Raw genomic sequence first — 14,332 nt, forward strand, 5'->3', positions numbered from 1 at the left:
ACCACTCAACTCACCTTGTCCAACCACCGCGCCCCGGCGGCCTCGAACCGCCCGAAGGTCTGGTTGGCGGCGATGACGGCGACGTCCACAAGCTGCGGCTCGTAGAGTAGTGAATCGATTTTCGCCAGCAATTCCGGCCACATATGCGACGGTTGGTGGCTGGAGAGATAGGCGCGTGGCCAATGATCCGGCACCCCGCGCGCCAGGAAGCGCGCGCCCAGGCGCGAGCCTTCCAGCACATAGAGCATCCCCGCCATCGCGGCGATTTCCGCTACGGCGCCGGCGGTTTCGGGGACCGAAACGGGCGCGCCCAGCGCGGCGAGATCGGCCCGGATAGACGGACCGCGTCGCCGCTGCGGCCAGTCCGCCGTCAGGCGCTCGGCCCCCCCGCGGTCGAGCAGCGCCTCGACCGGCAACACCGCCTCGGCGTGGGCGGCGAGCAATGCGGCATAGTCGTCGCGCCGTGTCAGGTCGAAACGGCCGAACAGCGAATCGACCCGGGTATGGGCGTTCCCTGTCGCTTCGCGCAGGCGTCGATGCGTCGGGCTCACGCGGCTAGGTCGATCAGGAAGTTGCGATACACGGCGGAGAAAAATCGTCCGCCGTGTATCCGTTCCATTATGGCCGAACCGGCCTTAGTCAGGCGGCGCCAAATACCCGCGCGAAGATCGTGTCGACATGGCGATAGTGATAGCCGAGGTCGAACTTCTCCTCGATCACCTCCGGGCTGAGCGCCGCGGTGACTTCGGGATCGGCCTTGAGCAGTTCCATCAGCGACAGCTCGCCGTCGGACTCCCACACCTTCATCGCGTTGCGCTGGACGAGGCGATAGGCATCCTCGCGGCTGACCCCGGCCTGGGTCAGCGCCAGCAGCACGCGCTGCGAATGTACGAGGCCGCCCATGCGATCGAGATTCTTCTGCATCCGCACCGGATAGACGAGCAGCTTGTCGACCACGCCGGTCAGGCGGGCCAGTGCGAAGTCGAGCGTGATCGTCGCGTCCGGGCCGATATAGCGCTCGACCGAGGAGTGGCTGATGTCGCGCTCGTGCCACAGCGCCACATTCTCCAGCGCCGGGGTGACATAGCCGCGCACCATGCGGGCGAGGCCGGTCAGGTTCTCGGTAAGTACCGGGTTGCGCTTGTGCGGCATCGCCGACGAGCCCTTCTGGCCCGGCGAGAAATACTCCTCCGCCTCCAGCACCTCGGTGCGCTGCAGGTGGCGGATTTCCACCGCGAGCCGCTCGATCGACGAGGCGATCACGCCCAGCGTGGCGAAGAACATCGCGTGGCGGTCGCGCGGGATCACCTGGGTCGAGACCGGCTCGACCGACAGGCCCAGCTTCTCGGCCACGTGCTCCTCGACGCGCGGATCGATATTGGCGAAAGTGCCCACCGCGCCAGAGATCGCGCAGGTGGCGATGTCGGCGCGGGCGGCGAGCAGGCGCGCCTTGTTGCGCTGGAACTCGGCATGCGCCTCGGCCAGCTTGAGGCCGAAGGTGACCGGCTCGGCATGGATGCCGTGGCTGCGGCCGATCGTCGGCGTCATCTTGTGCTCGCGGGCGCGGCGCTCCAGCACCTCGAGCAGCGCATCGATATCGGCCAGCAGCAGGTCGCTGGCGCGGGCGAGCTGCACCGCGAGGCAGGTGTCGAGCACGTCGGAGCTGGTCATGCCCTGGTGCATGAAGCGGGCTTCCTCGCCCACCTGCTCGGCCACCCAGGTGAGGAAGGCGATCACGTCATGCTTGGTCACCGCCTCGATCGCATCGATCGCGGCGACGTCGATCGCCGGCTTGGTCGCCCACCAGTCCCACAGCGCCTTGGCGGCGCTCTGCGGCACCACGCCCAGATCGGCGAGTGCCTGCGTGGCGTGCGCCTCGATCTCGAACCAGATGGCGAAGCGCGTCTCCGGCGACCAGATATCGGTCATCGCGGCGCGGGCATAACGGGGGACCATGGCGTTCCTTCGTACGGGAGGGTGGCGCCCGGCACGTCCGGGCGGAAACGACGCGTCGCCCCTAGCAAGGCATCGCCGCACCGGCAACCAAGCGCCGCGGCGCGCCTTGCGGCCCCGCCCGGCCGGGCTATGATGAGGGCATGGCGCAATTGATCGATCGATTCCGCGGTTCGACGCGGGGCTGGCTGAAGGGCTCGTTCGCGGGCTGGGGCACGCTGCTACTCTGTCTGATCGGCGTCGGGCTGATCATCATCGCGGTGCGCTGGATCGGCAATCGCTCGACGCTGTACGAAGTGACGGAAGATCGCCTGATTCTCTATCGCGGGATCGTCCGCAAATCGATCGACGAGGTCGAACTCTATCGGGTGAAGGACGTGCGGCTCGATTATTCGATCGTCAACCAGATCTCCGGCATCGGCACGCTCACCATCACCACATCGGACGAAACCACCCGCGGCGGCCCGCTGGTGATCCGCGACGTCGAATATGCCCGTGAGCGCCGCGAAAAGCTGCGCGAACTGGTCAGCAATGCCCGGCGGGTGCGCGGCGTGCGCGAATTCGACATGGTACGCGAAGACCTGCACGACGGCTGAACCGCTCCGATCCCGGATCAGGCGCCACCTAATCCCCAGCTTCCCGATCCGACTCGCAACTGCCGGGGTGACGCGCGCCCCGCACCCCGCTAAGGGGTCCGCCCATGACCCAGATCACGCCCGAGATCGTGGCCGAGCACGGCCTGTCGCCCGAAGAATATGACCGCGTCCTCAAGGCGCTCGGTCGCGAGCCCAACCTGACCGAGCTCGGCATCTTCTCGGTGATGTGGTCCGAGCATTGCAGCTACAAGTCCAGCCGCATCCACCTGAAGAAGCTGCCCACCACCGGTCCGCAGGTCATCTGCGGCCCCGGCGAGAATGCCGGCGTCGTCGACATCGGCGACGGCCAGGCGGCGATCTTCAAGATGGAGAGCCACAACCACCCGTCATACATCGAACCCTATCAGGGTGCGGCGACCGGCGTGGGCGGCATCCTGCGCGACGTGTTCACCATGGGCGCGCGCCCGATCGCCAACATGAACGCGCTGCGCTTCGGCCGGCCCGATCATCCCAAGATGAAGCACCTGATCGCCGGCGTCGTCCATGGCATCGGCGGCTATGGCAATTGCGTCGGCGTGCCGACGGTGGGCGGCGAGGTGAACTTCCACCCCGCCTATGACGGCAACATCCTGGTCAACGCGATGACCGTCGGCATCGCCGAAACGACCAAGATCTTCTATTCGGCGGCCTCGGGCGTCGGCAATCCGATCGTCTATGTCGGCTCCAAGACCGGCCGCGACGGCATCCACGGCGCCACCATGGCCTCGGCCGATTTCGGCGAGGATTCGGAAGAGAAGCGCCCCACCGTCCAGGTCGGCGATCCGTTCACCGAGAAGCTGCTGATCGAGGCCTGCCTCGAGCTGATGGCCTCGGACGCGATCGTCGCGATCCAGGACATGGGCGCCGCCGGCCTCACCTCCTCGAGCGTCGAGATGGCGTCGAAGGGCGGCGTCGGCATCGAGCTGATCATGGACGACGTGCCCCAGCGCGAAACCGGCATGACGCCGTACGAGATGATGCTCTCCGAATCGCAGGAGCGCATGCTGATGGTGCTCAAGCCGGGCCGCGAAGCCTTTGCCGAGGCGATCTTCCGCAAGTGGGAGCTCGATTTCGCCGTCATCGGCCATGTCACCGACACCGGCCGCATGGTGCTCAAGTGGAAGGGCGATGTGGTGTGCGACATCCCGCTCGCCCCGCTGGCGGACGAGGCGCCGCTCTACGATCGCCCGCACGTCCCCACGCCCAAGCAGCCCGAGCTGCAGAACGTGCCCGAATGCACCGATCCCGCCGCCGATCTCGTCAAGCTGATGGGCTCGCCGGACATCGCCAGCCGCCGCTGGATCTGGGAACAATATGACCACATGGTCGGCGGCGACACCGTGCAGCGCCCGGGCGGCGACGCCGCGGTCGTGCGTGTCCACGGCACCGACAAGGGTCTGGCGATCACCACCGACTGCACCCCGCGCTATTGCTTCGCGGATCCCGTAGAGGGCGGCAAGCAGGCGATTGCCGAGGCATGGCGCAACCTCTCCGCGGTGGGCGCGACCCCGCTGGCGGTGACCAACTGCCTCAACTTCGCCAACCCGCAGCGCCCGGAGATCATGGGCCAGATCGTCGGCGCGCTGGAAGGCATGAGCGAGGCCTGCCGCGCGCTCGACTTCCCGATCGTCTCGGGCAATGTCAGCCTCTACAACGAGAGCAAGGCCACCGGCGGCGGCTCGGCGATCCTGCCGACGCCGGCGATCGGCGCGATCGGCCTGCTCAAGGACTGGCAGAAGAACTGCACCATTGCGTTCAAGGGCACCGGCGACGTGATCATCGCGGTCGGCGAGCGCGGCGGCCATCTCGGCCAGTCGATCTGGCTGCGCGAGATCTGCGGCCGCGAGGAAGGCCCGCCCCCGCCCGTCGACCTGATGATGGAGCGCCGCACCGGCGCCTTCATCCGCTCGGCGATCTGCGGCGGCGCGGTCACCGCCTGCCATGACGTGTCGGACGGCGGCCTGGCGGTGGCGATCGCCGAGATGGCGCTGGCGTCGAACATCGGCGCGATCCTCGATCAGCCCCAGCCCTTTGGCGTGGCGGGCAGCTGGTTCGGCGAGGACCAGGGCCTGTACGTCGTGACGGTCAAGGACGAGGCGCTGGCCGACTTCCTGGTCGCCGCCGACAAGGCCGGCCTCGCCGCCGATCCGATCGGCCGCACCATCGCCAACCGCATCATCTTCGAGATGGAGGAAGGCGATTTCTGCGTGAGCCTGGCGGACCTGCGCACGGCGCATGAGGGCTTCTTCCCGGCGCTGATGGGCACCGCCGACGCCGCCTGATCCAGCACCGTGCCCAGCCATTGCCGCCGACGAGCGACTTGCGTCTGAATTGTTTCTGGCGGAAGGAGCGTCTGTGCGGCCGGTCCGATCCGGGGGAAAGCCACCCGCCGTCGCACGCCGCAGACAGGAGATGCGCTAGGGATGCCGTCATTTGGCCGGACGCTGGAACGACTGCCGTTGCTGGTCGATCAGCGGCGTCTGGCCTATGGCATCACCATCGCACTGTGCGCCGCCGCCTGGTGGCTACGGCTGATCCTCGATCCGCTGTTCCCGCCCGGCTTTCCCTACCTCACCTTTTTCCCGGCGGTGATCCTCTCCTCGTTCCTGTTCGGAAGAGGGCCGGGAATCGTTGCGGCGGTGCTGTGCGGATTGCTCGCCTGGTATTTCTTCATCCCTCCATTGCAAAGCTTCGGCCTGCAGCGCGGCACCCCGCTGGCGCTGCTCTTCTATGTCGGGGTGGTGACGGTCGATATCCTGCTCGTCCATTGGATGCAGGTGGCGAACCGCCATCTTTCCCGCGAACGCGAACGCACCGCCCAGCTCGCCGCACGCACCGAAATCCTGTTCGAGGAGCTGCAGCATCGGGTTTCCAACAATCTCCAGATGGTGGGCGCGATGCTGAGCTTGCAGCAACGCAGCACCCAGGACGAGGAAGCCCGCCGCGCCATCGGCGATGCCGCCAGCAAGCTGCAGTTGATCGGCCGGATTCAGCGCGGCCTCTACGGTTCGCGGGGGGAGCCGCTGGCGATCGGCACCTTCATCACCCGGCTGGTCGAAGACCTGGCCGAAAGCAGCGGCAAGCCAGGTGTCCGCCATATCATGGACTCGAGCACCCCGCTGATGCTGGCGCCCGAGCGCGCCATTCCGATCGCGCTGATCGTCGCGGAAGCGGTGGCCAATGCCATCGAACACGGCTTTGCCGATCGCGATCGGGGGACGATCAAGATATCCATCGCCTCGGACGGAGCGATGCTGTCGCTGACAGTAGCCGATGACGGGCGCGGCGTGCCGGACGATTTCGACATCGCCCGCCAGGACAGCCTGGGCCTGCGAATCGCGCGCAGCCTGGCCCAGGGAATCGGCGCAACGCTCTCCATCCGGCCGGCCCGCCCCGGCACTATCCTGCGCCTGGAGCATATTCCGACGGGCAGCGATTCTTGATCCTCGTCAACGCCCCTGGCACCCAGGGAGCAGATAGCGTAGGCTTGCCGCAAGGAGCGCCGCCATGTCCGAACGCTACCCGGGAAGCCCCCTCGCCGCCCGCCTCGGCCTGAAGCCGGGAATGCGCGTGTGGTTCCACGACATGCCGGTTTCGGTTCGCGCCGCGATCGAACCCGATCGCAGCGCCGTCGAAGAGCTTTGCTGTGCGAGCGACGGGCTGCAGGCGGCCTATCTGTTCGCCACCGCGCGCAGCCATCTCGATCGCGAACTGCAGGCGCTGCGCCCGCTGATCGCCTCCAACGGGTTCATCTGGGTTTCGCATCCCAGCGACGCGGGAAGCGCCTTGCGCGCCGAGGATGTCGCCTCTGCGGCGGCGACGCACGGCATGGTCGAACGGGATCGCTGCGCGATCGGCAGCGACTGGACCGGCGTCAAACTCGTCGTCGATGGGGACGCTGGCTCCGCCTGAGCGCGAAAGCCCATTTTACCTACGCACAAGAACCGGATCGACAAGCGGCATCAGATAAGCAAACTATTTGTCTTCTATTTGGATATTCTACCATCATGCCGCCGTGGCCGAAACAACCCGCAATGACGGAAGACGAGCGCACGTCGCGCGCAACAGCCTTTCTCGAACAGATCGCTTCGCGCCACAGCTGCCGAAGCTTCTCCAGCGAGCCGGTGGCCTCCGCCACGATCGAAGCGGCGATCCGCGCGGCGGGATCGGCGCCGAGCGGTGCCAATCGCCAACCCTGGCATTTCGCCGTGCTATCGACACCCGGCGCAAAAACGGCCCTGCGCGTGGCGGTGGAAGAAGAAGAGCGCAATTTCTATGGCGGCATGGGCGGCAGCGAATGGCAGGGCCTGCTGCGCGGCCTCGGCACGACGGCGCACAAGCCCTATCTGGAATTGGCCCCCTGGGTGATCATCGCCTTCGGCATCACCCGCGGCGTGGATGACAGCGTTCCCAATCCCTATGTCACTGAAAGCGTCGGGATCGCCTGCGGGCTGTTGCTCACCGCGCTGCACGAAGCGGGCTTGGCGACCCTGGTCCATTCGCCGACGCCCGCACGCTTCCTCAACCGGCTGTGCCGACGGCCTGGAAACGAGCGCCCCATCGCGATAATCGTCGTCGGCCATGCCGCTGAAGACGCCACGATTCCGGAAGCCGCGGCCCTGCGCAAACCGCTCGATCAGATCAGCAGCTGGTTGTAACCCATTCGCGTGCAACACGATACGTCCCAACGCCTGCCCGCGCTCGATATGGTCCGCGGGGTCGCCCTGCTCGGCATCCTGCTGCTGAACATCGTCAGCTTCGCGATGCCCGAAGCGGCCTATTTCAATCCGCGCGCCTATGGCGGCTGGCATGGCGCCGATCTTGGCGCCTGGATGGTCAACTTCCTGTTCTTTGACGGCAGGATGCGCGGGCTCTTTTCCTTTCTGTTCGGCGCGTCGCTGCTGATCGTAACCGATGCGGCGCAGGCCACCGGCCGCGATCCGGCCCGCACCCATTATACGCGCATGGGCTGGCTGCTGGTCTTCGGCCTCGCCCATCTCTGGCTGGTCTGGCACGGCGACATCCTTGCGCACTATGCACTGATTGGGATGATCGCCTATCCGTTGCGGCGCCTTTCGGTGCCGAAGCTGGTGGGGCTGGGCGCGGTGCTGGTGCTGATCAGCGTCAGCCTGTTCGGCGATCTGACCGCCTCGGCCTGGTATCTCACCCGCCACCCGACCCCCGACAATCTGGCCGCACTCAAATCTCTGGTGGAGGCCTTCGGAACGCCGTCGGCCGAGCGCATCGCCGCCGAAGTGGCAGTGCATCGCGGCACCTATCCCGAAATCGTCGGTCAGCGCATGATCGAATATGGCACCAGCCCGCTGACGATGCTGATGCTCTATGGCTGGGAGACGCTCGGCTATATGCTGTTCGGCATGGCGGCGCTGCGCAGCGGGCTGCTTTCTGGCGCCTGGTCGCGGGCGCGCTATCGATACTGGCTCGTGCGCTGCTGGGCGATCGCCGTCCCCTGCTATGCCGCGCTTGCTGCGTTCGTGATCCTGGAGCGGTTCACGCTGTTCGCGACGATGCTGGGCGCCGTCACGCTGCCGGGACTGATTCGGCCGCTGATGATCGTCGGCTGGATCTGCCTTATCCTGCTGGTGCTGCACCCCGAAGGCAGGATGGGGCGGCGTTTTGCGGCGGTGGGGCGCATGGCCTTCACCAACTATCTTGCCACAAGCATCCTCTGCACATTGTTCTTCTACGGTTATGGGCTTGGCGCATACGGGCATCTCAGCCGGTGGCAGCTCTATCCGGTCGTACTCGGCGTCTGGACGCTGCTGCTGCTGTGGTCGCCGCTATGGCTTCGGCATCACCGCTATGGCCCGATGGAGTGGCTGTGGCGCAGCCTGGCGCGCGGAACCCTGCAACCCATTCGCAATAGCCTTGCAAGTCGCTCGCAATAGCCCTAAAAGGGCAGGCGAGAGATTCGGGGATTTTCCGATGGTTGTTTGCGTGTGCAATGCCCTTCGTGAACGGGATGTGCGGGAAGTTGCCCGCAACGGCGCCCAAAGCGCCTGCCAGGCCTATCGTGCCCTGGGGTGCCAGGCGAAATGCGGCCAATGCGTGCCGTTCGCGCGAGCCATTATCGCCGAGGAACGTGCGGCTGCGTGACAGTCGCAAGTAAAAACTCGCTGATTTCTGCGGTTTTTTTCTATCTCCATTCGCGCTAGAGAGACCCTTGAAAGGAGTTTCTCGCGATGAAGGGCGATGCAAAAGTAATCGAGTATCTAAACGAAGTTCTCAAGAATGAATTGACGGCGATCAACCAATATTGGTTGCATTACCGCGTCCTCGACAATTGGGGCATTCACAAGCTGGCGGAATTTGAACGCCACGAATCGATCGATGAGATGAAGCACGCCGACAAGTTGGCGGAGCGCATCCTGTTCCTGAACGGCCTGCCCAATTTCCAGCTGCTCGGCCGGCTGCGGATCGGCGAGAATGTCGAAGAGATCCTTCGTGGCGATCTCGCCCTGGAGATGGAAGCGATCGCCGTGCTGCGCGATGCCATCCAGCATTGCGAATCGGTGCGCGACTTTGTGAGCCGCGATCTCTTCGCCAGCATCCTCGAGAGCGAGGAAGAACATGTCGACACGCTGGAGCGCCAGTTCGACATGATCGCCCGCATGGGCCTGGAAAATTATATCCAGCTCAACAGCAAGGCCGCCGAGGCCGATTGAACGTCGCCACGCCCGGTGCAGAAGTCTGCGCCGGGCATCGCACCTGCCGCGCTCAGATCTTGTCGCGGTCGAACGGATTCTTCGGCGCCCTGAGGGTGAGGCGCACCGGCACCGCGCCGAAATCGAACTCCCGCCGCAACTCGTTGATCAGATAGCGCTGGTAGCTGACCGGCAGCAGATCGACCCGCGTGCCGAACAGCACGAAGCTGGGTGGCCGGCTCTTGTTCTGGGTGACGTAGCGCGGCTTGATCCGCTTGCCGCCCGGCGCGGGTGGCGGATTGGCTTCGATCGCCCGCTCGAACCAGCGGTTGAGCTGACCCGTCGGAACACGGCGCGACCAGGCGTCGCGCGTCTCGAACGCTACGCGCATCAACACGTCCAGCCCCTTGCCGGTCACCGCCGAGACGGTGAGCAGCGGCACGCCTTTCACCTGCGCCAGCCCCTCGTCCAGCGCCCCCTTCACGCCGTTGAACAGACTGGAGGCGTTCTCCGCCACATCCCACTTGTTCAGCGCGATGATCAGCGCGCGGCCCTCCTGCAGCACGCGATCGGCGATCTTGAGGTCCTGCACCTCCAGCCCGCGCGTCGCATCGAGCAGCAGCACCACCACTTCGGCAAAGTCGATCGAACGCAGCGTATCGGCGACCGAAAGCTTCTCCAGCTTCTCCTCGACCCGCGCCTTCTTGCGCAGCCCGGCGGTGTCGACCAGCCGCACCTTGCGGGGTTTGTCCTCGAAATCGATCCATTCCCAATCGATCGAAATCGAATCGCGGGTGATGCCCGCTTCCGGCCCGGTGATCATCCGATCCTCGCCGATCAGCCGGTTCACCAGCGTCGACTTGCCCGCATTCGGGCGGCCCACGATCGCCAGCTTCAGCGGGGCATCGGGGCTCTCGGGATCTTCCTCGGGCGCCTCCTCCTCGTCGCGTTCGACATGCGGCAACAGCGCTTCGAACAGGTCGACGACCCCTTCGCCATGCTCGGCCGAAAACGGGATGGGATCGCCCAGGCCCAGCGCCATCGCTTCCAATATGCCCGATTCGCCCGCGCGCCCTTCGGCCTTGTTGGCCATCAGCACCACCGGCCGATCGGTCGAGCGCAGCCAGCGGGCGATTTCCGCGTCCAGCGGGGTCACGCCCGCGCGGGCATCGATCAGGAACAGCGAGACGTCGGCCTCGCGCACCGCCGCCTCGGTCTGTGCGCGCATCCGGCCGGGTAGCGTGGCGGCATCCTCGTCCTCATATCCCGCGGTGTCGATCACCCGGAACTCCAGGCCGAGCAGCGAAGCATCGCCTTCACGGCGGTCGCGCGTCACACCCGGCTGGTCATCCACCAGCGCGAGACGCTTGCCGACCAGTCGGTTGAACAGGGTGGACTTGCCCACATTGGGGCGTCCGATGATGGCGACGGTCGGCAATGGCATAACGAATCTCTTACTCATGCGAGGCCGCGGCGAAAAGCCCGGCGCCGAATACGACGGGGGCCGGAGCATGAAGCCCCGGCCCCCGCTTGGGTTCTACGCCCCCGGCACGACGCCGGGGTGCCGGCTCAACGATAGGCGCTCAGGCGGCCCTTGTCGTCGAGCAGATACAGCGTGTTGTTGGCGATCACCGGCGGCAGTGTGAGCGGCGCCTTGGTCGCCATCTTCGACAGCGTGCTGCCATCCTTTGGCGATACGGACACCACCTCGCCCAGACTGTTGACGAGCAGCAGACGGCCACCGGCAGCCAGCGGCCCCTTCCAGCTGATCGGGTTCTTGGACTTCTTCATGTTCTTGTAGCGCGGCATCTGGACGATCCAGCGCGGCTTGCCGCTGCTGCGCGACAGGCACAGCAGGCGGCCGTCATCGGTAACGACGAACAGCCATTCGCCCGCCGCCCAGGGCGAGGAAAGGCCGCCGATGCTCTGTTCCCACAAGGTCGAACCGCTGGTGATGTCGACGGCGACCATGCGGCCCCCCTCGCCAAGCGCATAGACGCGGCCCTGGTCGATCACCGGCTCGGCATCGATATCGGCCAGCGAGGAGACCGACGTCGTCATCGTGTTGCGGGTCAGCACGTCGCCCCACAGCGAAAGGCCGTTCTCATAGCGATAGGCGTTGAGTTCGCCCGAGGAGAAGCCGGCGATCACCGTGCCCTGCGCGGATGCCGGCGCGGCGACGCCGAACACACCCTGCGATTCCAGGCTGGCGGTGGCGCTCCACGAAAGTTCGCCCTTCTCCTGGCTGAGCGCGAACAGCTGGTTGTCCTGCGTCACCACATAGACATTGCCGTTGGCCAGTGTCGGCGCGCCGCGCAGCGGACCGCCGGGGCGGCTGCGCCAGATTTCCTTGCCATCGGCCGCGCTCAGCGCAACCACATCGCCAAGGCCATTGGCGGCGAACACGCGATCGCCCTCCACGCTCACGCCGCCGCCGAACAGCGCGCTGCGATTGCCCTTGCCCTTGCCGGTCGGCGCCGTCCATCGCTGCGCACCGGTATCGGCGGCAAGCGCGTGCACATCGCCGTGCGTGTCGATCACGAACAGCATATTGCCTTCGATCACCGGCGCGGCGGCCATGCGCTCCTTCTTCGAAGGCTTGGCAACCTGTTCGGACCAGACGCGCGACAGCGTCTCGCCCAGCGCGAGATGCCCCATCGACTTCGCGGCATTGCCGCCGGGCTGGCTCCAATTCTCGTTCACCGCCGCTTCCGGCAGCTGCACGTCGATACCGGCGAGGGTCTTGTCGGCGCTGATGTCGTTTTCGGTGACGAGGATCGGCACGCGCTCACCCAGCACCGGCGTCTTGCGCGCGCCGCTGCCCTTGAACACGCCGCAACCACTTACCAGCGCGAGCGCCGCAACCGCCGCAACTACGCGAACCTTGGTCTTCATTTAGCTTGCTTTTCCTGCGTCTGGCTGGCCGCCGGGGCGACCGAAAGCGTCTTGGCGACTTCGGCGGTGCGCTCGCGAACCGATGCCGGCACGCGCTCCCCCGCCTCGCTGATCTGGCGATAGAGCTTCGCGGCCTCGGCCCGCTTGCCCGATTTCAAATAGGCCGCGGCGACCATTTCGCCCGCCGTCCCGAACCAGGGCGAATCGGGGTTGGCGAAGGTGCCCAGCCGCTGGATCACCGCCTGGGGCTGCAGCGTGTCGAACTCGGCCTGAGTCTGGCGCACCAGCGCGAGATCGCGAAACGGCTTGTCCAGCTTGGCATCGTTGACCACGCTGGCGAATTTCGCCGCGGCAGCCGCCCTGTTGCCTTGCGCGAACAGCATATTGCCCTGGGTGAAGCGCGCCATCGCCGCATAGCCGTCTTCCCCTTGCGCGATCTTGTCGAGCGCGGGGGCGGCCTGCGCCTGCTGATTCTCGACCACGAGCTGCAGGGCGGCGTCATAGGCCTCGCCCCGCGCCTCGGCGGCCGTGCGGCGGCTGTGATCGTAATAGAGCCATCCCGCGACGGCGACCAGGAACAGCACCACGGCGCCCACGATCAACAGGCCATAGCGCCGCCCGACCCGCATCAGCTGGTCGCGGCGATATTCCTCGTCGACTTCGCGAAGAAAGGCCTCGTCGGTGGTACCGGAAGGAGGAAGCGCCAAAATCTACTCCATAGGTCTGATGCGGCCGCGGACCTTAGCGCCGCGTGCCGTGAACGCAAACCGCCCTACTCCGTCAGTCCTTCGGCGCATAGACCTGATCCGGTCCCGGAAAGGCCCGCGACCGTACCTCATCGGCATAGGTTTCAACCGCGGCGGAAATGCGGCCGGCCAGGTCGTCATAGCGCTTCACGAACCGCGGGGTGCGTTCGAACAGGCCGAGCATGTCTTCCGCGACCAATACCTGGCCGTCGCACTGTGCCGAAGCGCCGATGCCGATGGTCGGGCATTTGACGGCCTGGGTGATCTCGACCGCGATCGGCTCGACCACGCCTTCGACGACGATCGCGAAGGCGCCCGCCTCGTCCATCGCCACCGCGTCTCCGACCAGCTTGGCGCGCTCGGCCTCGCTGCGGCCGCGCGCGCCGTACCCGCCGAGCACGTTGATCGCCTGGGGCGTCAGGCCGATATGGCCAATCACCGGAATGCCGCGCTCGCCCAGGAACTTGACCGTCGGCGCCATTGCCGCGCCGCCTTCCAGCTTGACCGCGGCCGCGCCGCTTTCCTTGAGCAGCCGCGCAGCGCTTTCGAACGCCTGCTGCGGGGAGGCCTCATAGCTGCCGAACGGCATGTCGATCACCACCAGCGCATGGTAGCTGCCGCGCACCACTGCCGCGCCGTGCAGCGCCATCATCTCCAGCGTGACCGGAACCGTGGAAGGCAGGCCATAGATCACCTGGCCCAGGCTGTCGCCGACCAGCAGCATGTCGCACGCGGCGTCCATCAGCTGCGCCATGCGGACGGTATAGGCGGTGAGCATCACCAGCGGTTCGCCCCCCTTGCGCTTGCGGATCGCCGGCACGGTCACGCGCTTCATCGGCGCAGGCGTGGGGTTGGCGCGGCTGGTGGCAGTATCGAGGGTGAGCTGGTGCGACATGCACGCGGTCTAGGACCGCCGCAGGCGAACGGCAATGGCCGCTACAGGATCCAGCCGCGGCGGGTCGCCAGCCCCGCCAGCCATATCTGGAACACACCGACGCCGGCGATGAACAGCGGAAAGGCTGCCGCACCTATGCCCTTCGCGGCAACCAACGGGGTGAAGGCGAAGACATAGCCGAACTGGACGATCACCGCCGCCAGCGAGACGATGTACAGGATGTTCGCCCATCGCGATCGCCGCAGCATCGCCATCGAACCCAGCAGCGCAGCCGCCACGGCGACGGCATAGTCATAGATGAACCACCCCGGCAGCGCGCGATGATAGGCGCGGTCCCAGGCGGTAGCGGTGGAAGACTGCGCAGGATCGAACGTGACGTGAAAATAGAAGGCCACACATCCAACCACGCCCCACAGGAACAACATGGTTGCGGCAACCTGAAACCAATAGGCAGGCCGTTGTCGAATATAAGACGCCATGCGACCCCAATATATGAGTGGCGGATTATAGTTAACCTAGGGTAAATCCAGAGGTTCTTCCATA

The 14,332-nt window shown here is 66.0% G+C and carries 15 protein-coding genes; 8 read left to right on the plus strand and 7 right to left on the minus strand.

The features are described 5' to 3' along the window. Positions 1–5 precede the first annotated feature (5 nt). Complete coding sequence (locus DD559_RS10530) at positions 6–551, minus strand: biliverdin-producing heme oxygenase (RefSeq protein ID WP_240610210.1); 546 nt, start codon at positions 549–551, stop codon at positions 6–8. Positions 552–639: 88 nt separating this feature from the next. Continuing rightward, the gene (purB, locus tag DD559_RS10535) at positions 640–1,956 is read right to left on the minus strand and encodes an adenylosuccinate lyase (RefSeq protein ID WP_116469133.1); all 1,317 of its coding nucleotides are present in this window, start codon (positions 1,954–1,956) and stop codon (positions 640–642) included. Between the two features lie 140 nt (positions 1,957–2,096). On the opposite strand from purB, the gene DD559_RS10540 reads away from it, so the two are divergent. From DD559_RS10540 to bfr, 8 genes are all read left to right on the plus strand, one after another. Continuing rightward, positions 2,097–2,549 carry a PH domain-containing protein gene (locus DD559_RS10540; RefSeq protein ID WP_116469134.1) on the plus strand — a complete coding sequence of 151 codons (453 nt, stop codon included), beginning with the start codon at positions 2,097–2,099 and terminating at the stop codon, positions 2,547–2,549. A 104-nt stretch (positions 2,550–2,653) separates the two neighbouring features. Beyond that, positions 2,654–4,870, plus strand: coding sequence for a phosphoribosylformylglycinamidine synthase subunit PurL (purL, locus tag DD559_RS10545; RefSeq protein ID WP_116469135.1), 2,217 nt, complete (start codon positions 2,654–2,656; stop codon positions 4,868–4,870). Between the two features lie 141 nt (positions 4,871–5,011). After that, entirely contained in the window at positions 5,012–6,031 is a 1,020-nt protein-coding gene (locus DD559_RS10550; protein ID WP_116469136.1) for a sensor histidine kinase, read from the plus strand. A 64-nt stretch (positions 6,032–6,095) separates the two neighbouring features. Next, the gene (locus DD559_RS10555; RefSeq protein ID WP_240610211.1) at positions 6,096–6,500 is read left to right on the plus strand and encodes a DUF3052 family protein; all 405 of its coding nucleotides are present in this window, start codon (positions 6,096–6,098) and stop codon (positions 6,498–6,500) included. Positions 6,501–6,622: 122 nt separating this feature from the next. Continuing rightward, positions 6,623–7,246, plus strand: a complete 624-nt coding sequence (locus DD559_RS10560; protein WP_116469137.1) for a nitroreductase family protein — start codon at positions 6,623–6,625, stop codon at positions 7,244–7,246. 9 nt (positions 7,247–7,255) lie between these two features. Further along, entirely contained in the window at positions 7,256–8,497 is a 1,242-nt protein-coding gene (locus tag DD559_RS10565) for a DUF418 domain-containing protein (RefSeq protein WP_240610212.1), read from the plus strand. 37 nt (positions 8,498–8,534) lie between these two features. Further along, on the plus strand, positions 8,535–8,705 hold the full coding sequence (locus tag DD559_RS10570; RefSeq protein ID WP_116469138.1) for a (2Fe-2S)-binding protein: 171 nt from the start codon (positions 8,535–8,537) through the stop codon (positions 8,703–8,705). A gap of 86 nt (positions 8,706–8,791) precedes the next feature. Continuing rightward, positions 8,792–9,274, plus strand: a complete 483-nt coding sequence (bfr, locus tag DD559_RS10575; RefSeq protein WP_116469139.1) for a bacterioferritin — start codon at positions 8,792–8,794, stop codon at positions 9,272–9,274. A gap of 52 nt (positions 9,275–9,326) precedes the next feature. On the opposite strand, the gene der is transcribed toward bfr, so the two are convergent. The 5 genes from der to DD559_RS10600 form a co-directional block, all read right to left on the minus strand. Further along, positions 9,327–10,697: a ribosome biogenesis GTPase Der gene (gene der / locus DD559_RS10580; protein WP_116469140.1), complete on the minus strand. Its 1,371-nt coding sequence runs from the start codon at positions 10,695–10,697 to the stop codon at positions 9,327–9,329. 125 nt (positions 10,698–10,822) lie between these two features. Then, positions 10,823–12,148: a PQQ-like beta-propeller repeat protein gene (locus DD559_RS10585; protein ID WP_116469141.1), complete on the minus strand. Its 1,326-nt coding sequence runs from the start codon at positions 12,146–12,148 to the stop codon at positions 10,823–10,825. Then, positions 12,145–12,855, minus strand: a complete 711-nt coding sequence (locus DD559_RS10590) for a tetratricopeptide repeat protein (protein ID WP_116469142.1) — start codon at positions 12,853–12,855, stop codon at positions 12,145–12,147. The genes DD559_RS10585 and DD559_RS10590 overlap by 4 nt, the downstream gene beginning before the upstream one ends. A 73-nt stretch (positions 12,856–12,928) precedes the next feature. Then, positions 12,929–13,789 carry a 3-methyl-2-oxobutanoate hydroxymethyltransferase gene (gene panB, locus DD559_RS10595; protein WP_116469143.1) on the minus strand — a complete coding sequence of 287 codons (861 nt, stop codon included), beginning with the start codon at positions 13,787–13,789 and terminating at the stop codon, positions 12,929–12,931. Positions 13,790–13,830: 41 nt separating this feature from the next. Next, on the minus strand, positions 13,831–14,214 hold the full coding sequence (locus tag DD559_RS10600) for a hypothetical protein (RefSeq protein WP_116469144.1): 384 nt from the start codon (positions 14,212–14,214) through the stop codon (positions 13,831–13,833). Positions 14,215–14,332 lie beyond the last annotated feature (118 nt).

Origin of the sequence: Sphingomonas pokkalii, assembly GCF_003096275.1 — a bacterium.
Taxonomy (GTDB): domain Bacteria; phylum Pseudomonadota; class Alphaproteobacteria; order Sphingomonadales; family Sphingomonadaceae; genus Sphingomonas; species Sphingomonas pokkalii.